The 18,355-nt window shown below is 65.6% G+C and carries 21 protein-coding genes; 15 read left to right on the top strand and 6 right to left on the bottom strand.

Annotated elements, in window-relative coordinates; genetic code table 11:
* Positions 1 to 5: 5 nt before the first annotated feature.
* The 4 genes from ACERIT_RS08265 to ACERIT_RS08250 form a co-directional block, all read right to left on the bottom strand.
* Positions 6 to 200 (bottom strand): hypothetical protein, encoded by a 195-nt coding sequence (locus ACERIT_RS08265; RefSeq protein WP_373674366.1) that lies wholly within the window; start codon positions 198 to 200, stop codon positions 6 to 8.
* Between the two features lies 1 nt (position 201).
* Positions 202 to 699 carry an NYN domain-containing protein gene (locus tag ACERIT_RS08260; protein WP_373674384.1) on the bottom strand — a complete coding sequence of 166 codons (498 nt, stop codon included), beginning with the start codon at positions 697 to 699 and terminating at the stop codon, positions 202 to 204.
* Positions 700 to 803: 104 nt separating this feature from the next.
* Positions 804 to 968 carry a hypothetical protein gene (locus ACERIT_RS08255; RefSeq protein WP_373674365.1) on the bottom strand — a complete coding sequence of 55 codons (165 nt, stop codon included), beginning with the start codon at positions 966 to 968 and terminating at the stop codon, positions 804 to 806.
* 51 nt (positions 969 to 1,019) lie between these two features.
* The gene (locus tag ACERIT_RS08250) at positions 1,020 to 1,655 is read right to left on the bottom strand and encodes an IS6 family transposase (protein WP_373674364.1); all 636 of its coding nucleotides are present in this window, start codon (positions 1,653 to 1,655) and stop codon (positions 1,020 to 1,022) included.
* Between the two features lie 320 nt (positions 1,656 to 1,975).
* On the opposite strand from ACERIT_RS08250, the gene dapA reads away from it, so the two are divergent.
* The 6 genes from dapA to ACERIT_RS08220 all read left to right on the top strand — a co-directional run bounded on the left by dapA (position 1,976) and on the right by ACERIT_RS08220 (position 8,484).
* Complete coding sequence (dapA, locus tag ACERIT_RS08245) at positions 1,976 to 2,911, top strand: 4-hydroxy-tetrahydrodipicolinate synthase (RefSeq protein ID WP_373674363.1); 936 nt, start codon at positions 1,976 to 1,978, stop codon at positions 2,909 to 2,911.
* Positions 2,908 to 3,702, top strand: a complete 795-nt coding sequence (dapB, locus tag ACERIT_RS08240) for a 4-hydroxy-tetrahydrodipicolinate reductase (RefSeq protein WP_373674362.1) — start codon at positions 2,908 to 2,910, stop codon at positions 3,700 to 3,702. The genes dapA and dapB overlap by 4 nt, the downstream gene beginning before the upstream one ends.
* 111 nt (positions 3,703 to 3,813) lie before the next feature.
* A complete protein-coding gene (locus ACERIT_RS08235) occupies positions 3,814 to 4,653 on the top strand; it encodes a 2,3,4,5-tetrahydropyridine-2,6-dicarboxylate N-succinyltransferase (RefSeq protein ID WP_373674361.1) in 840 nt (279 codons plus the stop codon).
* Positions 4,650 to 6,200: a diaminopimelate decarboxylase gene (lysA, locus tag ACERIT_RS08230; protein WP_373674360.1), complete on the top strand. Its 1,551-nt coding sequence runs from the start codon at positions 4,650 to 4,652 to the stop codon at positions 6,198 to 6,200. Before ACERIT_RS08235 ends, lysA begins: the two co-directional genes overlap by 4 nt.
* Complete coding sequence (gene dapF / locus ACERIT_RS08225) at positions 6,197 to 7,255, top strand: diaminopimelate epimerase (RefSeq protein ID WP_373674359.1); 1,059 nt, start codon at positions 6,197 to 6,199, stop codon at positions 7,253 to 7,255. Before lysA ends, dapF begins: the two co-directional genes overlap by 4 nt.
* A complete protein-coding gene (locus ACERIT_RS08220) occupies positions 7,252 to 8,484 on the top strand; it encodes a M20 family metallopeptidase (RefSeq protein ID WP_373674358.1) in 1,233 nt (410 codons plus the stop codon). The genes dapF and ACERIT_RS08220 overlap by 4 nt, the downstream gene beginning before the upstream one ends.
* A 34-nt stretch (positions 8,485 to 8,518) precedes the next feature.
* Here ACERIT_RS08220 and ACERIT_RS08215 read toward each other — a convergent pair whose 3' ends face one another.
* Complete coding sequence (locus ACERIT_RS08215) at positions 8,519 to 9,523, bottom strand: agmatinase family protein (RefSeq protein ID WP_373674357.1); 1,005 nt, start codon at positions 9,521 to 9,523, stop codon at positions 8,519 to 8,521.
* Between the two features lie 326 nt (positions 9,524 to 9,849).
* Here ACERIT_RS08215 and ACERIT_RS08210 point away from each other — a divergent pair, with 326 nt between their 5' ends.
* Positions 9,850 to 10,524, top strand: coding sequence for a cyclase family protein (locus ACERIT_RS08210; RefSeq protein WP_373674356.1), 675 nt, complete (start codon positions 9,850 to 9,852; stop codon positions 10,522 to 10,524).
* A gap of 34 nt (positions 10,525 to 10,558) precedes the next feature.
* Here the strand turns inward: ACERIT_RS08210 and ACERIT_RS08205 are convergent, their stop codons facing one another.
* Positions 10,559 to 11,374: a MarR family transcriptional regulator gene (locus ACERIT_RS08205; RefSeq protein ID WP_373674355.1), complete on the bottom strand. Its 816-nt coding sequence runs from the start codon at positions 11,372 to 11,374 to the stop codon at positions 10,559 to 10,561.
* A 148-nt stretch (positions 11,375 to 11,522) separates the two neighbouring features.
* Here ACERIT_RS08205 and cbiT point away from each other — a divergent pair, with 148 nt between their 5' ends.
* The 8 genes from cbiT (at position 11,523) to ACERIT_RS08165 (ending at position 18,338) form a co-directional block, all read left to right on the top strand.
* Complete coding sequence (gene cbiT / locus ACERIT_RS08200) at positions 11,523 to 12,176, top strand: precorrin-6Y C5,15-methyltransferase (decarboxylating) subunit CbiT (RefSeq protein WP_373674354.1); 654 nt, start codon at positions 11,523 to 11,525, stop codon at positions 12,174 to 12,176.
* Positions 12,173 to 13,018 (top strand): cobalt-factor II C(20)-methyltransferase, encoded by an 846-nt coding sequence (locus ACERIT_RS08195; RefSeq protein ID WP_373674353.1) that lies wholly within the window; start codon positions 12,173 to 12,175, stop codon positions 13,016 to 13,018. The genes cbiT and ACERIT_RS08195 overlap by 4 nt, the downstream gene beginning before the upstream one ends.
* Positions 13,015 to 14,070, top strand: coding sequence for a cobalt-precorrin-4/precorrin-4 C(11)-methyltransferase (locus ACERIT_RS08190; protein ID WP_373674352.1), 1,056 nt, complete (start codon positions 13,015 to 13,017; stop codon positions 14,068 to 14,070). The genes ACERIT_RS08195 and ACERIT_RS08190 overlap by 4 nt, the downstream gene beginning before the upstream one ends.
* A gap of 93 nt (positions 14,071 to 14,163) precedes the next feature.
* Positions 14,164 to 15,267 carry a cobalt-precorrin 5A hydrolase gene (cbiG, locus tag ACERIT_RS08185; protein WP_373674351.1) on the top strand — a complete coding sequence of 368 codons (1,104 nt, stop codon included), beginning with the start codon at positions 14,164 to 14,166 and terminating at the stop codon, positions 15,265 to 15,267.
* A 1-nt stretch (position 15,268) separates the two neighbouring features.
* Positions 15,269 to 16,189 carry a precorrin-3B C(17)-methyltransferase gene (locus tag ACERIT_RS08180; RefSeq protein WP_373674350.1) on the top strand — a complete coding sequence of 307 codons (921 nt, stop codon included), beginning with the start codon at positions 15,269 to 15,271 and terminating at the stop codon, positions 16,187 to 16,189.
* 2 nt (positions 16,190 to 16,191) lie between these two features.
* On the top strand, positions 16,192 to 17,319 hold the full coding sequence (cobJ, locus tag ACERIT_RS08175) for a precorrin-3B C(17)-methyltransferase (RefSeq protein ID WP_373674349.1): 1,128 nt from the start codon (positions 16,192 to 16,194) through the stop codon (positions 17,317 to 17,319).
* Positions 17,309 to 17,620 carry a ferredoxin gene (locus tag ACERIT_RS08170; protein ID WP_373674348.1) on the top strand — a complete coding sequence of 104 codons (312 nt, stop codon included), beginning with the start codon at positions 17,309 to 17,311 and terminating at the stop codon, positions 17,618 to 17,620. Before cobJ ends, ACERIT_RS08170 begins: the two co-directional genes overlap by 11 nt.
* On the top strand, positions 17,613 to 18,338 hold the full coding sequence (locus ACERIT_RS08165) for a cobalamin biosynthesis protein (protein ID WP_373674347.1): 726 nt from the start codon (positions 17,613 to 17,615) through the stop codon (positions 18,336 to 18,338). The genes ACERIT_RS08170 and ACERIT_RS08165 overlap by 8 nt, the downstream gene beginning before the upstream one ends.
* Positions 18,339 to 18,355 lie beyond the last annotated feature (17 nt).

The raw sequence follows: 18,355 nt of genomic DNA, 5'->3' as shown, positions 1-18,355 counted from the left end.
CGTCCCTACTGTGGGAGCCTCGCGAGTTTCAACCGGAGCCACCCGAGAGTAGCAAACAGCACGAGCCCGACGGCGATCCCGACCAGAGGGCCGCCGAGAAACCGACCGAGGGACAGTCCAATTGCCATCCCAATGACGAACGGGAGTGCAAGCGCGCTTATCGGGTCGGCCGATCGGTCGTTCGAGCGATTCCCGTTCATCTCAAAGGAGGAACGTTTCCTTACGTGCGCCTAGATCGACGAACGAGTCGACGGCCTCGAGGAGTTCCTCGGACGTCGAAGACTCGAAGCTCATCGCCTCGACTCGAACTCCTTCGTGGCGGAGGTGCGAACAGAGCCGCGAGAAGTCGCCGTCGCCCGTACAGAGGACGACGACGTCGACGTGGCTCGCGAGCGTCACCGCATCGAGGCTCATCCCCACGTCCCAGTCGGCCTTTTTCGTCCCGTCCGGAAACGTCTTGATGTCCTTGATCCTCGTCTCGAAGCCGATGTCGTAGAGTGCCTCGAAGAAGCGCTCCTCCTCGGGTGATTCCGCTCGGATCACGTAGGCGATCGCCCGCACGAGCCGGCGATCCTGGACGGCTTTCTCAAGGAGCGCCGAGTAGTCGATGTTCTGCGAGTAGACGCTCTGGGCGGAGTGATAGAGGTTCTGTGAATCAACCAGGACGGCGACGCGCTGATCGGAATGGATGTCGGTCATACCGGCCATACCGTCGCCTCCGTTAAGGTGCTTCGCACTGTCCGGCCGGTTTGATCACTCCCTCGGGCGGCCGGTTTGATCACTCGGCTGGACGACCGGTCCGATCACTCGGTCGGATCACCGATTTCGTCACCGCAGTGAGGACAATGCGAGTCCGTCTTCGAGATCGTCTCCTCACAGGACGGACAGACGTACTGTGTTTCCCCCTCTCCCATGAACGTTCGTTTCGTCTCTTCAAATTTTTCTCCAGCTTTTCTGAATAGACTCATTACACAGGATCCGTTCGTGACGTGAATAAGCGTTGGGTGAACGGGCATTGTTCAGATTGAGTGATTTTCGATGAAGGCGGTGGTTTGCAACCACGTTTCAGCGGTTGCTGGATCGGCATTTCGAAAGTGATTTGCAAATTGGTATGTTCTGCGTTTTAGTTCTTTGAAGAGACGTTCTGCAGCATTCCGATTCCCATGTGTTTCATGTCGGAATCGGAGCCCGTGACGGCGAAGTGCAGCATGGAGCCACGGAGCTCCATCGACGAGGAAGATCGCATCATCCACCTGATGTTTGTCGCGGAGTTCGCTCAGAAATATCTCGGTGAGCGCTCGTGTTCTCGACGAAAAGAGCCTGACATGGAGGTATTTCTTCGATTGTGGGTCGACAGCAGCGTACAGCCAATAGCGCTGGTCGTTGATCTGGATCACGGTCTCATCGACTGCGACGTGATCCGGATTTTTCCCATCGGTGGGCTGTAGGCCGGCTTTCTGAATCCAGTTATGAACGGTTGACCGACTCCGTTTGACACCGAACTTATCGAGAATAGAGATGGTATCCGAAAGTGATAATCCTGCCACGTGGAGATGGATACCGAGCTTCATCAGCTCGCGCGGTGTCTCCTCTCGCTCCACAAAATCTAATTCGATCCAGTCGCTATCTCGGTTGAGGCGGCTGATTTCGGGCATAGACACTCAGAAATTCGGCCGCCTCGTTCTTCAATTCTAATCTGAACAGTGCCGGGTGAACGAGCCGCAATCTATAAGAAACCGAAGGACACATTCACACGTGTGACGACTCCCGCGTCCATCCAGGATACGCCGTCATCGCCAGCGACGCGGCTCTTCTCGAAAAAACGCGCCTGAAACGCCCACCGGCGGGAGTGGCGACCCCGTCCCGGGCGGCCCCCGACGCCCCCGACAGCGACGTCTCCGACGTCGTTCGGGCGCGCATCCGCGGCGGAATCGACTGACGACCGACCCACCAACCCACCACACACGAGACACCGATGACGACTACCCAACCCTTCGAGGGCGTGATGCCCGCGATGACGACTCCATTCGATGAACAGGACGAGATCGACCATGACCAGCTCGCCGACAACGCACAGTATCTTGAGGCCGCCGGCGTCGACGGATTGGTCCCGGTCGGCTCGACCGGCGAGTCGGCCACACTGTCACACGACGAGCACGTCGAGGTGATAGAGACCGTCTCGGCTGCCGTCGAGGACGTCCCGGTCATCGCCGGGACCGGATCGAACAACACTGCCGAAGCACTCTCGCTGTCGCGCCGCGCCGCGGACGCCGACGCCGATGGCCTGCTTCTCATCTCGCCGTACTACAACAAGCCCGAACCCGAGGGATTCTACGAACATTACACGACGATAGCGGACGCGGTCGACCTCCCGCAGATCGTCTATAACGTCCCCTCGCGGACCGGTCGATCGATCCCCGTCGATGTCACGGCGCGGCTGGCCGAACACGAGAACATCGTCGGCTACAAGGCGGCTTCCGGCGATCTGGGGCTGATAAGCGAGGTCGTCGAGCGCACCGCGGACGAGGAGTTCGCGGTGCTTTCGGGCGACGACGGCCTCACGCTGCCCATCCTCTCGATCGGCGGAACCGGAACGATAAGCGTCGTCGCGAACGTCGAACCCGAACGCACCTGCGCGATGGTCGGGTCGGCGCTTGCGGGGGATTACGAGCGCGCTCAAGCGATCCATCATGAGCTGTCACCGCTTTGCCGCGAGCTCTTCGTCGAGACGAATCCGATTCCGGTCAAGGAGGCGATGGCGATCCGCGATCGCGGTCGCCCGGACGTCCGCTCGCCGCTCACTCGACTCTCCGAGGAGTACCGCGAGGACCTGGCGACGTTGCTTCGCGAGTACGAGACTGCGGCACCCGGCGATATCGGCGCGTTCGGCGCGGCGGAGGCGTCACGATGAGTACGGGCGATTCGAGCCCCCTCCGCCTCGCGGTCACCGGCGCCGCTGGCCGAATGGGACGTGAGGTGCTCGATGCGGCCGTCGATCGGGAGGACGTCGTCGTGGTGCTTGCAGTCAACCGTTCCGAGACCGAACCGATTGCGGGCGTCGCCATCGATCCCGCCGCGGAGTTCGCCGACCGGCTCGGTGACGCCGATCCGGACGCCGTTGTCGACTTTACGGGACCCGCCTCCACGCTCGAGTACGCCGACGCCTGCGCCGAGGCGGACGTGGCGCTCGTGACGGGAACGACCGGATTCTCCGAGGACGGACTCGCGACCCTTCGGGAGACCGCCTCATCAGTTCCGCTCCTCAAGGCGGCCAACTTCTCTCGCGGGATCGCCGCGCTGCGTCGAGCGGTTCGTGAGGCCGTCACGGCGCTTCCCGGCTACGACATCGAGGTAACCGAGACTCACCACAACGGCAAGCGCGATGCCCCGTCGGGGACCGCACACACGATCCTCGAGGACATCGAGGACGTTCGGTCGGACCTTTCACCGGCCGACCGCGTCCACGGCCGTGAGGGCGATGCACCCCGGGAATCCGCCGAGATCGGCGTTCACGCGCGCCGTGCCGGCGACATCATCGGCGAGCACGAGGTGCTGCTCGCGGACAACCACGAGACCGTAGAACTCACCCACCGATCCGGCGATCGGGGGGTCTTTGCCGCCGGGGCACTCGACGCCGCGGTCTGGCTGGCCGGCCGTGACGCCGGCTGGTACACGTTCGACGACGTGATCGACGAGTCATGAGAGCGCTCGATCGACTCCCGATCGAACACCCCCGAGATCCGCCGATCGACTGTCGGATCACCGAGTTCCCGAACCGACGCATAAATACCCCCGCTCGACCACCGATCGCACATGACACTCGAAGCTGACGTAACCGACCTCTGGCAACGCTACGATCAGGGACTTTCGGCCGGTGAAACGACCGCGGACGACGAGGCGACCCTCGAGGCGTTTCTCGATGCTCTGGAGGCAGGCGAGGTCCGCGCGGCCGAAAAGACCGGCAGTGACGTGACGTCCTGGGAGGCGAACGCCTGGGTGAAACGCGGGATCCTGCTGAACTTCGGGCTGCGTGAGACGGAACCCCGCGCCTACGGGGACGTCACCTATCACGACGTCCTTCCGCTGCGCGAGACCGACGACCTGGGCGAGCGCGGTACGCGGAACACGCCGGACGGGACCACGATCCGGCGGGGCGCCCACCTGGGGAGTGACTGCATCATGATGAGTCCCTCCTTCGTCAACATCGGTGCCCACGTCGGCGATGGGACGCTCGTCGACTCCTGTGATACCGTCGGGTCATGTGCCCAGATCGGTGACAACGTCAAACTCGGCGCGAACACGCTGATCGGCGGCGTGCTCGAGCCGGTCGAGGACGCGCCGGTCGTGATCGAGGACGGCGTCGCGCTCGGCGCCGGCTGTCGGGTCACCTCCGGCTTCCGGATCGGCGAAAACTCGATCGTCGGCGAGAACACGCTTTTGACGCCGCGGATTCCCGTCTACGACCTCGTCGCGGAGGAAGTCATCTACGGCCATCTCCCGGCTAACCGCCGCGCATTCACGCGAATGGTCGAGTCGTCAGTCAGCGATCACGACCTCCTCGAGGGCGGTGCCTACAAGCCGGCCGTCGTCGCGACCGACGTCGAAACCGAGACCCTCGAGGCCACTCAGCGGGAGGAGGCGCTTCGGGAATGAACGACCCCGAGCAAACGGGCGAATCGCCGGTGGCGGACAACGATCACGCGGGGAACCCACGGATTCGTCGGCTTGCCGACTGGAACGCGGCCCGACTCGCCGATCTCGCCGCGAAGTACGGGACCCCGCTGTACGTGATCGACCGCGATCGAGTTCATGAGAACTGCCAGCGGCTTCTCGATGCCTTCCCGGACGCCGACGTCCGGTACGCGGTAAAGGCCCACACCGGCCAGGCTGTCCTGCGGGCAGTCGAGGCGGCCGGGCTCGAAGCCGAGTGCGCCTCAGCGGGCGAGGTCGACCGCGCGCTCGTGGCTGGCTTCCCGGGCGATCGGGTCCACTACACTGCGGTCAATCCGCCCGCCCGCGACCTCGATCGGGTCGTCTCGCGCTGGCGGGATCATCCCGAACTCACCGTGACTGCCGGCGCGGTCGACACCCTCGATCGGCTGGCCGATCGCGGCTACGACGGGCGGGTCTGCATTCGAGTGACGCCCGGCGTCGAGGCGGGTCACCACGAGAAGGTCCGAACCGGTGCCCACGCCAAGTTCGGAATTCCCTACGATCGCGCGGCGACGGTCGCTCGGGAGGCGACGGAGCGCTTCGACGTCGTCGGAATCCACGCCCACGCGGGCTCGGGGATCGACGCCGACGGGCTCGATCGGCACCGTGAACTCGTCTCGCGAATGGGCGAGCTTGCGCGGTCGCTCGTTTCTCCGAGCGACGGCGCCTCGAAAAGCGACGATTCCCCTCCAAGCGACGGCTCCCCCTCCCCGATCGATCTCGAGTATGTGGACGTCGGCGGCGGATTCGGCGTCCCCTACCGGGAGGATGAACCACCGCTTGACCTGCCGGCGATCGCCGAGGCGACCCGGGGGGCGCTTGGGGAGGCGCTCGGAGATGCGTTCGAAGCGGCCGAAACAAACGACCGGACCGACGGATCGACCGGCGACGGTGTACGGCTAGCGATCGAACCCGGCCGATACGTGGTCGCGGATGCGGGCGTCCTCCTGACACGCGTGAACACGGTAAAACCGACTCCCGAGACGACCGTCGTCGGCGTCGACGCCGGAATGACCGACCTTCTCCGGCCGGCAATGTACGACGCCTACCATCCGATCTGCAACTGTTCGGCACGTTCCGATCGCGGTCGGCCCTCGGCGGACGAGCGAACCGGAGAGGCATCCGGGAGTCGCGAACCGATCCCGGTCACTGTCGCCGGACCTATCTGTGAAAGCGCCGATGTGTTTTGTGAAGATCGACCGCTTGCAGCACCCGAACGTGGGGATCTCCTTGCCGTCGGGATCGCGGGTGCGTACGGCTATGAGATGGCGAATCAATACAACTCCAGACCTCGGCCGGCCGAGGTCGCGATCGACGGTGTCGATCCTCCCTTTGGCTCCGACTGGCTCGTGCGCGATCGCGAGACCCTCGCGGACGTGACCGCGGTCGAGCGGCGGGCCGGCTACGAGGGGCTCGCCGATCTCAACGTCGAGTCGGCGACTGATGGGGAGTCGAACGATGCTACCGACACGGAGACCGACCGATGACCACGACGGACACGATCGCGTTCACGAGATATCACGGGACCGGTAACGACTTCATCGTCATCGATGCCGAGAACGCCGACCGCATCGGTGTCGACGACCGACGCTCGTTCGCGATCGCCCACTGTGATCGCGAGACCGGCGTCGAGAGTCCCGACGGACGTCGGGGGGCCGACGGCGTGTTATTCCTCGCGATCGACGACGATGCCGACCCGACGCGCGTGACGATGTCGCTCGTCCAGCCGGACGGTTCGACGGCGGCCATGTGCGGGAACGGTGCCCGTGTCGCCGCCGCCTGGGCGTTCGACCGAACCGGCGAGACCGGATTCGTGATCGAGACGCTCGCCGGCGACCGGCGGGCGACGGTCGAGACGGACGGTCGAGACGTGACCATCGAGATGGGCGTCCCGCGGTTCGATCCCGACGCCGTTCCCCTCGACCGATCGCTATCGTCCGATGTCGCCGTGCGGGAGGGCGATCCCGGTGATCCCCTGCTCCGAACGGATATCGAGGGGCTGACCGTCTCGGCAGTGAACACCGGCGTCCCGCACGCGGTCGCGTTCGTCGACGATATCGGCGGGATCGACGACATCGACGACGTGGACCTCGATGCGGTCGCGGAGCCGGTCCGCCACGCCGACGTCTTCCCGGAGGGGGCAAACGTCAACCTCGCGGAACGCGTTGAGTACGTCCCGGACGACATCGACCGCGAGTTCGATGGATTGGTCCCAACGTTCCGCCAGCGAACCTTCGAGCGCGGCGTCGAGGGCGAGACGCGATCGTGTGGCACCGGCGCCGTCGCGATCGCGGCCGTCGCTCGCCGGCTCGGGATCGCCGACTCGCCGACCGTGCGCTGTCGCCCGCCGGGAGGCGAACTGGAGGTCACGGTTCCGGACGACGGCCCCGCGACGCTCGCCGGTCCGGTCACGGAGGAGTTCTCGGACGAGTTGGACGTCGACCCCGACGTGGACGCCGAGACGATCGACGATGCCACGCCGGCCGTTGATCCCGGAACTGAAAGCGAGAACGGACCCTCGACCGACCTGGATCCACGATGAGCGGAGCCGACCCGCCCGAGACGACCGAGGAGTTTCACGGGTTTGACCCGGTCGCGTTTCTCGAGGAGGCCGTCCAAATCCCGTCCCACCGCGACGTCACGGAGATGCGGGAGTTCCTCGTCGGAACCCTCACCGATCACGCGATCGATGTGACAGTGGATGACGCCGGTAACGTCCTCGCGGAAAAGGGGTCGCCAAATCCGACGGACGGCCCCCACGTCGTCTGTAACACACACATCGACACGGTCACACCACACGTTCCCTTCGAGCGCGATCGAAACGCAACCGTGGGGGACGAGGACGGTGTCGACGTGATCCGTGGTCGCGGATCGTGTGACGCGAAGGGGCCGCTCGCGTCGCTCCTCTTCGGCTTTCTCGCCACCGATCCCGATCGCGGCCGACTCACGCTGGCGATCACGCCCGACGAGGAAGTCCACTCGCTCGGCGCTGCGGCGCTCACCGGGCGACTCGACGGGACCGAGGATTCCCTCGAGGGCGATCTGTACGCCGTCGGTGAGCCGACCGGCCTCGACGTCTGTACGGCCGCGAAGGGCCGATTCGAGGGAACTCTCGAGCTATCCGGCGAAACGGCTCACGCCGCCGAATCGGCCGGTACGAACGCTGTCGCGGCTGCGGAGGGTGCTCTGAAGGCGATACGCAAGTTCGATCTCGCCCGATCACCCCATGATCAGCTCGGCGAGGCCCGGCTCACGCCGACGACGATCGAGGGCGGCGAAGCGACCAATCAGGTCCCGGACCGATGTGCGATCGTCGTAGATCGACGCTCCATTCCGCCGGAGACGGCGGCGGAGTTCAGCGAGTCGCTCGAACTCGACGTCCGCGCGGCCGTTCCCGACGACGTCGGCGTCGAGTTCCGACTGACCGAGCGGAAGTCGCCGTTTCTGGCGGCCTTCTCGACTGATCCGGACCACCACCTCGTCGACGAGTTAGTTGCCGCCGTCGACGCGACGCGCCCGCGGGCGATCGACGGACTGAGAGCGGGGGACGATTCGCGTGCGGATCGTGGTGGGACCGTTCGTCCCTTCTCGGCCGCGACGGAGGCATCCTACTTCTCGCCGGCGCCGACGGTCGTCTTCGGTCCGGGTGACCTGGCCGACGAGGAGGGGGCAGTCGCCCACTCCGATCGCGAGTACGTCCGCGTCAACGAAATCGAGTGGGCCAGCGAGGCGATCGCCCGAACGCTGTCTCGACTCCTCGAAGACGACTGACACGGGGGCTAAATTCCGAGGTCCCGACTCCGACTCAGGCCGCGAACCTCCGCTCGAGGAACGCCACGAGTAGGTTCGCCGCCAGCCGCGAGGTGTTCCCGGTCGGATCGTGCGGCGGGGCGACCTCCATCAGGTCCACCGCGCCGACGGCGTCGTGTGCGCCGAGAACCTCCATCGCCGTAAGCGCCTGCGAGGCCGACAGGCCTGCGGGCTCGGGGGTGCCGGTTCCGGGAGCCACGCTCGGATCGACCGAATCGATGTCGAAGGTGACGTAGACGGCGTCGGTCCCGTCGGCTGCGGCCGCGATCGCCTCCTCGATCACCGTTTTCAGCCCGCGTTCGTCGACCTCGGGCATCGCGAAGAGGTTGAGTCCGGTTTCCTCGGCGAATTCGAGAAACGCCGGGGATTCATAGCCACGTATCCCGACCTGACTCACCGTCTCGAAGTCGGCGTACTGTGAGTCCTCGATGAGTGCTGCGCTCGACCCGTGGAACTCGCGACCGAAGATCGGGCTCTCCGAGACGGTGTCTGTGTGGGCGTCAATCTGGACTAGGCCGACGCTGTCGTGTCCCGCACCTTCCGCGAACCCACGGAATGCGGGGTATGTACAGTAGTGATCCCCGCCGATCGACACCGGAAACGCCTGCTCCGCCACCGTCGCGACGTGGGCGGTAATGCTTTCGGCCGTCGTTTCCTGATCCATCGGAAACACGGGAACGTCCCCGCAGTCCGCCAGGGCCAGTTCATCGAAGTCAACCGACTCGCCCGTCCGCATGTTCGTTACTCCACCCTTGTATCCCGAGAGGTACGCCCACCAGCCGCTCGCCTCCCTGACCCCCCGCGGACCGTGTCTGGCCCCCGAGCGGTTACTTACCGCCGCGTCGTAGGGGACCCCGAGCACCCCGACGTCGTACTCGCCGAGCGCATCGACGTCGTGGTGGTCGGCCTTGAGAAATGTCGGTATCCCCGCGTACGGGAGTTCGATCGCCGATGCCGGGTGCGCCTCACGAAACTCGTCGGCGCGCATCTCCCGGGTCACGTGTCCGCCTCCGTCGTCCCGGCGTCGCTCGCGTCCGTGATCGTTGATCCGAGTCCTCCCCGGCGGCATCGTCTCGTGTCAGTCATGGGTGGAAATGAGTTGCCACCATCTGCGGGTGGTGGTCGCATGATTGTTGTGGTCAGATTTTTCGGCTATGACACTCCATCCGTCCCGATCGAACGCCACGATCGTCCGGAATCGGCGGTGATCGTCGTCCGTATCCGACGGCGGCCGTCGACGATCGGTGGTGCGATCGGTTCAGTGAAATCCTGCTGCTCGCATTTCCGATCGCCCACCTACTTGGAGTCGGGCCACGAAGCCACCGTATGGTCGATGGATATCGTGATCTCTCCCATCGGATCGAAACCGGCATGCGGACGTTTCCCGGCGACCCCGACGTCTCCGTGACGTCGGCAGCGACGATACCGGAGGACGGGTTCTCGGTCCAGGAGATTCGGTGTGGAAGCCACACCGGGACGCACATCGACGCGCCGAGTCATACCGAACCCGACGGTGGGGTCCTCGCGGACCGGCCGATCGGCCAGTACGTCTTCACCGCCCGCTTTCGTGACGTGACGCCATGTTCCGCACGCGAACCGATCGGCCCCGACCGTCTTCCGGATGGGATCGACGATCCCGACGTTGATATCGTAGTCCTGCGAACGGGGTGGGACGAGTACTGGGCGACCGATCACCGGGAGAATGATCGCTATCTCGATCATCCCTACCTCTTGCCGGCGGCCGCACGGCGGCTTCGGGAGGCGAACTGCGGGGTGGCCGTCGACTCCCTCAACCCCGATCCGACGCCCACTCCGGCCGCCGACCCCGACGAGCCCGACGGATTCCCCGTTCACCACGCGCTCTTGGGCTCGGATCTGCCGATCATCGAAAACCTCACGGCGCTTTCGGGGCTTCCCGAGCGGTTCGTCCTCTACGCGTTTCCGCTTCCGATCGCCGACGGCGACGGGGCGCCGGTGCGGGCAGTCGCGCGCGTGAGTTGATCCCTCGCCGATCGGAATCGCCGATCGGGAGCGATCACTCCTCGGCGGCGTCGACGACCTCGTAGCTCACGTTCCCGTCGCGGAGCTCGTCGGTGTGGGCGGAAAGTTGGGTGGTCGTCACCAGAAGCAACACGTCGAGCCCCTTCGTCGCCGCCTCCCGAACCGCTCCCACGGTGCCGAATCTGACGTCGGGATCGACGTCCGCGGTCCTGGCGGCCACGAGCGCCTCGACGCCGGCGACGGCGATCAGGTCGTGGTCAGCGGCCAGATCCACGATCCGGTCGGGATCGATCGCCGAGCTTCCGCCGTCGCGGACGTGTGGGATGGAGACCGCTGTCACGGTTCCCAGTTCGTACTCGACGACCCCTTCGAAATTCGTGATCCCGACGTCAGTACCCGTCTTTGCGTCCGTCACCGCGACCGCGGTCGCCCCGCCGGTATCGCCGGCCATCGCACGCAAAACCCCGTCACGCATGGTCAACGTGACGGTCTCTCCCTCCGCCAGATCGGTCGTGGCGATCGCCGTCTCGATCTCGACTTGCCCGATCACGTCCTCGGAGACGTGGGTTATGAACCCGCGAAGCTCCTCGGTTTTGGATATCAACCAGTCGACGCCCTCCTTCGTCACCTCATAGCGCCCCCGTCCGTGCTTCTCGACGTACCCCTGCTCGATCAGATCCCGGAGGTAGTCGCTTACCGCCTGGGCGGTGATGCCGATCGCGTCGGCGATCTCCCGCTGATTGACTGCCGGCTGGCGCTCGGCGATCTCGACCAGGATTTGATACCTGGTGGCGTTTCGTTTACTCTGGAGTACGCCGAACTCCTCCGTTGGCTCCGCGTTTCCCGCCATTACCCGAATTCCGTCCGTGTAACTCAAATACCTTTGGCTCAATTCTGGTGAGATTGTGCCAATCTTCGGTTCCTCCGGCTATTAGACAACTGAGAGAGTGTTAATACAACCAAAATTGTTTTAGGCATCACGCGAGTTGTATCTGTCGATGGCGAACGTCTCGCTTCCCCACGACGCGAAGGCCGGGCCGACGAAACCGGAGGTTCGGGCCGTCCTACTCGACAAACTCGACCTCGATACCACGGATCACTTCGTGGATGTCGGCTCCTGTACCGGCGCCGTCACCGTCGAGGCGGCCCGCCGGGCCGATCGGGTGACCGCGATCGAACGCAAGCCCGAGCGGCTCACAGTCACGGAGCGAAACCTTGCCGCGAACGGGATCGATGCCGCCCGGACACCCGCGGATTCGGAATCCGGGGATGCAGGATCCGCAGATTCGGAGCTTGCGGACGTCGTCCTCTGTGAGGCTGCGGCGCCGACAGGGATCCCGTCGGACGCGAACGTGCTCTTTCTCGGGGGCAGCCGCAACTACGAGGCCGTCCTCGATCGCGCCCTGGAGATCGGCGTCGATCGCGTTATCATGAACGTCTCCCGGCTCGAAGTCGCCGGTGCCGCCGCCGAGGCGTTCCGCGATCGGGGCCTTCTCGAGGGGGTCCTCCAGTTCCAGGTGAGCCACGGCTACGAACTGGCCGGCGCGACGAGCTTCGATTCGGACAATCCGGTATACATGTTGATCGGCGGCGTCGACGGGACCGACGACTCCATCGACGACACCGTCGCCGCGGACGGGGGTGAGCGATGACCATCTATGGCGTGGGGCTCGGGCCGGGCGACGCCGATCTCGTGACCGTCCGCGGACGGGAGATCCTCGAACGGGCCGACGTGGTCTACTCGCCGGGTCGCCTCTCGCGCTCGGTGGCGACCGAACACGTCCCCGACTCCCGGATCGGCGATCTCGATTTCCCGATGACCCGCGACGATCAGGAGCTTCGGCGGGCCTGGAAGGTCGCTGCCGCGGAGATCGCTCCGAATGCTCGCGAGGGTACTGCGGCATTCGTCACGCTCGGTGACCCGAACGTCTACTCGACGTTCGGCCATCTCCGGCGAACGCTCGCGGCATTTCACCCCGAGGTTGACGTCGAGGTCGTCCCCGGAGTGAGCGCTGTTACCGCCTTCACGACCGCGCTCGGCGTCGAGGTCGCCGCCGGATCGAGCCTCGCGCTCAGGGAGGCGGCCCGCGGCGCGGCCCCGACCGGCCCCGATCGCATGGTCCTGTTCAAGGTCACGGACGTCCCCGCGACCCACGCGAAGCTCTCGGAGGCTGGATACGACGTCCTGTACGGCCGCCGGCTGTACATGGAGCAGGGTGAGACGGTCGTCACTGACGACCCCGACGACCTCGCCGATCGTGACTACTACACGCTCGCGTACGCGGAGCGACGCGATGCCGGTTCGGATCGGACTCCGGCGACCGCGGCCTTCGAGTCCGAATCGACGACAGCGACTGATCCAGCCGTCGCCGAGACCGACGTTGGACGTCGAGAGATCGCCGAAAGCGAGGCCTGTGGGGACGTCGATGTCGGCGGAGGCTCCGTCGCCGCCGGAAGACGGTCACGATGTGGGAACCGGAGGACGTCGAGATGACCGACTCCGAGGATGTCACGGCGACCGACTCCGAGGATGTCACGGCGACCGACTCCGAGGATGTCACGGCGACCGACTCCGAGGACGTCACCGATCCGCAAGGGGAAGTCGATCCACAAGGAGAGGTCGATCCGCAGGAGGCGATCGACGCCGAGACGGCCGCTGGGGCGGTCGATCGTGACCCCCGGATCCACGAGCGGTCCGCGGGCGAAGTGGGTGAGGGCATCCCGTTCGTCGGCGCCGGTCCCGGGGATCCGGGGCTCCTCACGGTCACCGGTCGTGAGCTCATCGAGTCGGCGGACCTCGTGGTCCATGCAGGTTCGCTCGTCAATAGCGAACTTCTCGACGCGTACTGTGCGGACGCCGAGCGCGTTTCGAGTGTCGGGAAGGACCTCGAGGAGCTCGTCCCGCTGATGCGAGACGCCCACGAGGCGGGGCGAAACGTGGTCCGACTCCACAGCGGCGACCCGGCGATCTACGGCGCGGCCCTCGAACAGATGGATGCGCTCGAACACGAAGGCGTTCCCACGTTCCTCGTTCCTGGGGTCACGTCGGCGTTCGCAGCCAGCGCGACGCTGCGGACCCAACTCACGTTGAACGGCGTGGCCAATCACGTCGCGTTCACCCGCCCACAGGGACGGACGCTCGATCCGGAGGACGACCACATCGGCGAGTTCGTCGAGATGGGCGACGTGACGACCTGCATCTATCTCGGCACCCACGCGATCCCCGAGACGATGGACCGGCTCCTCGACGATGGCCACGACCCCGAGACGCCGGTGGCTGTCGTCTATCATGCTTCCTGGCCCGACGAGGACGTCATCGAGGGAACGATCGAGACGATCGGCGCCGCGGTCGAGTCGGCCGGCTATCGTGCCTCCGCGCTCGTGGTCATCGGTGATGCGGCACGCAAGGCCGGCTACGAGCGGTCGTACCTCTACGGCGACTGGGCGAATCGCGGAGCGACCGCGGACGAGACGGACGAGGCGGCCGAGGCATCCGAGACGACGGAATCGACGGACCCGATCGAGGCCAACGAGGCGGGCGACTGACCAATGCTGACCGAGGGACCCACCGATGAAGATCGATGTGATCCACCGATGAAGATCGATGTGATCCACCGATGAAGCCGACGTAATCTACCGATGAGTACGGACACAGACCGCACGACCGACGACGTCGAATCGACGGACGAGAACAACCCCACCGACAAATCCGACCCGACGGACGAGAACAACCCAACGGACGGAACCGAGACCGCTGACGCAGACGCCGACACTACCGACGACGACTCGGGAGCGAGCTGTTCCACGCCGGATTCGGACGGTGAAGTGGCCGAGGAGATAGCGATCGTGAGCTTCGAGCGCAAGCTCGACACCGCCGAGGAGATCGTCGAAGGGCTCGGCGAGGAGTACGACCGCATCGACGTCATCGAATATCACGGCGACGTTTTCGCGGACCACTGGGGTGAATACGACTGCTTCGTTGGACTCATGGCATCGGGGATCGCGATGCGAAAGACCGCGCCCCTGCTCGACGACAAGTGGGACGACCCCGCTATCGTCGTGGTCGACGAGGAACTCACTTGGGCGATCCCGATTACGGGCGGCCACCACGGCGCCAACCAGGTCGCTCACGACCTCTCGACGCTCGGTGCGGTTCCGGCGATGACCACCGCCAGCGAGGCGGCGGGCAAACAGGGTGTCGAGAGCAGGGCCAAGGCGCTCGACAGCCACGTCGTCAACGGCGACTCAACGGTGGCGACGAACCTCGCCGTCCTCAACGAGGAACTCGGCCCGGTCGCCCGCCTCGACGGACCTCGGGCGGTCCTCGTCGATGACGACGTGACCGTCCTCAAGCGGAACGGGGGCGGCGAAAGCGACGATCGCGTCGTGATCGGGACGGGGACCGTCTCGGGCGTGGACGAGGAGCAGGTCCTCGACGCCTGGGAGGCCGCGCTCGACGACCTCGATTTGACCGTTGAGAACATAGACTTCGTCGCCACTGGAACCAGAAAGGAGGGCGAGGAGGGGCTCTATGCGGCGGCGGAGGCGATCGGTGCCGGAGTCGTTCTCTTCGAGAAGGAGACTCTGGAGGCGTTCGAGGGGCCCTCCCCGTCCCGCTCGAAGGAGCTGATCGGCTGGCCGGGGATCGCGGAGGCGTCGGCGATCGCCGGCGGTCGCGAGCACGAACTCGTCCGCGAGAAGGAGCGGTTCGACGATGCCGTGACCGTGGCGGTGGGGCGATAGGATGGCGGCTCACGACGCGGGAAGCGGGGAGGTAGGTACTGACGGTCTCGGAACCCTCTACGTCGTCGGGATCGGTCCCGGGCTCCCGCACGCGATGACTCAGCGAGCACGAGACGTGATCGCCACTGCCGACTGCGTGATCGCCTCGAACCTCTATCAGGAGTTCCTGCGACGCGACGGGACCCTCCCCCCCGAGAGCGCCGAGATCGATGATGCGGCTGCTGGGACGAGTACGGACGATCCTGACGATGACTCCGGAACCGTTCTCGAACGTCCCGACGGGGCCCGCCAGACGCTCGTTCGATCGTCGATGGGACGCCAGATCGAGTTGGCGAAGGAGGCCTTCGAGCGCGTTCGTGCCGGCGAGGACGTCGCACACGTCTCCGGGGGGGACCCGAACGTCTACGGCAAAAGCGACCTCCTGTTCACGATGGCCGACGCCGAGGACGCTCGTGACGTCCCGATCGAGGTCGTCCCGGGTGTGACCGCGGCGCTCGGCGGTGCGGCGAACCTCGGTGCACCGCTGTCGAACGACTTCTGCACCGTCTCGCTGTCCGACAAGTGGCGCGGCTGGGCGGAGATCGAGGAGAAACTGCGTGCAGCCGCGATCAGCGGGTTCGTGATCGTTTTGTACAACTGCTGGCGGGATTACGAGCGCGCGATCGACGTGATTCGGGAGGAGCGATCCGACGACGTTCCCGTCGGCATCTTCAACGATGCCGGCCGCGGCGACGCTGGGCGCAACCTCGAGGACGAGACGCACACGATCACTACCCTTGGCGAGGCAACCGACCACGACGAGGAGGTCAGCGGGATGGGGACGTCCATCCTCGTCGGCACTCACGAGACGACCGTCTGGGAGAACGACCACGGCGAACATCTCGTCACCCCGCGCGGCGGGCGTGACGTCGACGATTTCTGATCATGAGCACGAACGACACCACCGACACGACCGAGACGAACGGTGAAACGACCGAGACGGACGCAGACACGACTGAGACGGACGCTGACTCCACCGAGACGGTGGGGACAAACGACGCGATCGAAACGACCGATACCGCCACCGACTCGGGCCCCGCGACCTGTGGCGGGTCGAGCGATTCGCGCTCGGCGGCCTCCGCCTCCTCCTCGAAGTGTGGTGGATCGAGTTCGGAGGCCGCCTCCGACTCCCCGACCGACTCCGGATCCGGCTGCGGGGCGTCGACGTCGGACGCTGCCGCTGCAAAGCGGGACGCGACCGATGAGAACGTCGAATCGACCGTCGATGACTTCGAGGGCGATCCGGGTCGCCTCGTGGCGGTCGGGCTCGGTCCCGGCGAGCCGGAGGGAATGACCGCACGCGCCAGAGGAGCCCTTCTTGCGGCCGACCACGTCGTCGGATACACCACCTACATCGACCTCCTCCCCGATGAGGTGATCGAGTCGGCAGAGGAGCTGTACGACACGCCGATGTGCGGGGAGGTCTCCCGCACCGAGGAGGCGATCGACCGGGCGCTTGCCGGCCACCACGTCGCGATCGTCGGAAGCGGGGACCCGAACGTCTATGCGCTCGCCGGTCTGGCGCTTGAGATCCTGGAGTCGAAGGGTGCGACCGCCGAATCGGTCGACTTCGAGGTCGTTCCCGGCGTGCCCGCCGCCCAGTCGTGTGGTGCGCGTCTCGGTGCACCCCTCGTCAACGACACGGTCAGCGTCTCGCTTTCGGACCACTTGACGCCGATGGAGAAGATCGAATCCCGGCTCCACGCGGTCGCTCCGGAGGGGTTCACGATCGCGATCTACAATCCCTGGAGCCGCAAGCGTCGCGAGAACTTCCGAACGTGCTGTGAGATCCTGCTTGACCACCGCGACCCGGAGACGCCGGTCGGGATCGTCCACGGCGCCGGTCGTGAGGACGAGCGCGTGGAGATCGTCGAACTCGGTGAGCTGGAGGCGCTCGGCGAAAGCGACTTGATCGACATGACGACGACGATCCTCGTCGGCAACGAGGAGACGTACGTCTGGGACGATCGAATGGTGACCCCCCGCGGATACGAGTCCAAGTATGACTACTGACTCCACCTGTCAAAACGAGCCCTACCGCGTGACCCTCGATCGGGACGCCTGCGAGGGCATCTTCGCCTGTCTCGTCCGTGACGACCGGTTCCGAGAAGCCGCCGACGGGCTGGCGACGATCGGCGATAGCGAGATCACCGACGGAACGATCGTCGCTCGCTTCGCCGATGACCGGCTGGCTGACGCCGAACGGGCTGCCACAGCCTGTCCGGTCGACGCGATCGAGGTGGCGGTAGCGACGGACGATATGATGACGGAAGCAAAAGCGAGTGGAGCAAACGAGGTGGCCACCGATGAGTGACGCCGATCCGACAGCTGCATCCCCTCCGATCGAGCCGGCGGATGACCTGCTCGCGGCGACCCCGGAAACGGCGTACTTCTGGGGTCGGGTAGCCGGCGACGGCGAACTGACCGCAAACTGCATCACGACCCGCGCCGGCGACGAGACGGCGGCCGACGCGCTCGCCGCGATCGCGGGAACCAGCCGGACGGGGACCGACCATCGCATCGCCGCCCGCGAGTCCGCCCACGACGCCTCGATCGTTCGATTCGAGGACGCTTACGAGTTGCAGGCCATCGGCGCGCCGGCCGAGCGCGCGAGCGCTGCCTTCGGGCTCCCGATCGATGGGCAGCCCGGTGGGTACCGGTTTGACGCCTTCCGTGACCACCGTTCTCAACTCCTTCGAGGACTGTTCGAGGCCTGCGGTACGGTCTGTTTTCGGGAGTCGTCCGCTTCGGTCGGCGTCTCCTTCGTCCACGACGACCGCGCGCTCCTCGGGACGATCCGCTCGCAGCTGTCGGCCGCCGAGCCACACATCCCGACCGACGACCTTTCGGAAACCTCCTCGGACGGCTACTGGTTCGGGCTGGCTGACGATGCGGACGTCTCCGCGTTCGCCGAGTGGCTCTACACCGGAAGCGACGAGTCCGGACTCTACGCGGCCGATCGACGCGCGAAGCTTCGCCGGAGCATCGAGCGTGCGACCGGATCCGACGTGGGCGACCTGGAGGACACGTGATGACGACGAATTCCGAC

The organism is Halopenitus sp. H-Gu1, from assembly GCF_041821145.1.
Classification (GTDB): domain Archaea; phylum Halobacteriota; class Halobacteria; order Halobacteriales; family Haloferacaceae; genus Halopenitus.
The sequence above is the reverse complement of the archived record's forward strand: the minus strand, read 5'-3'. Positions and strand labels throughout refer to the sequence as shown.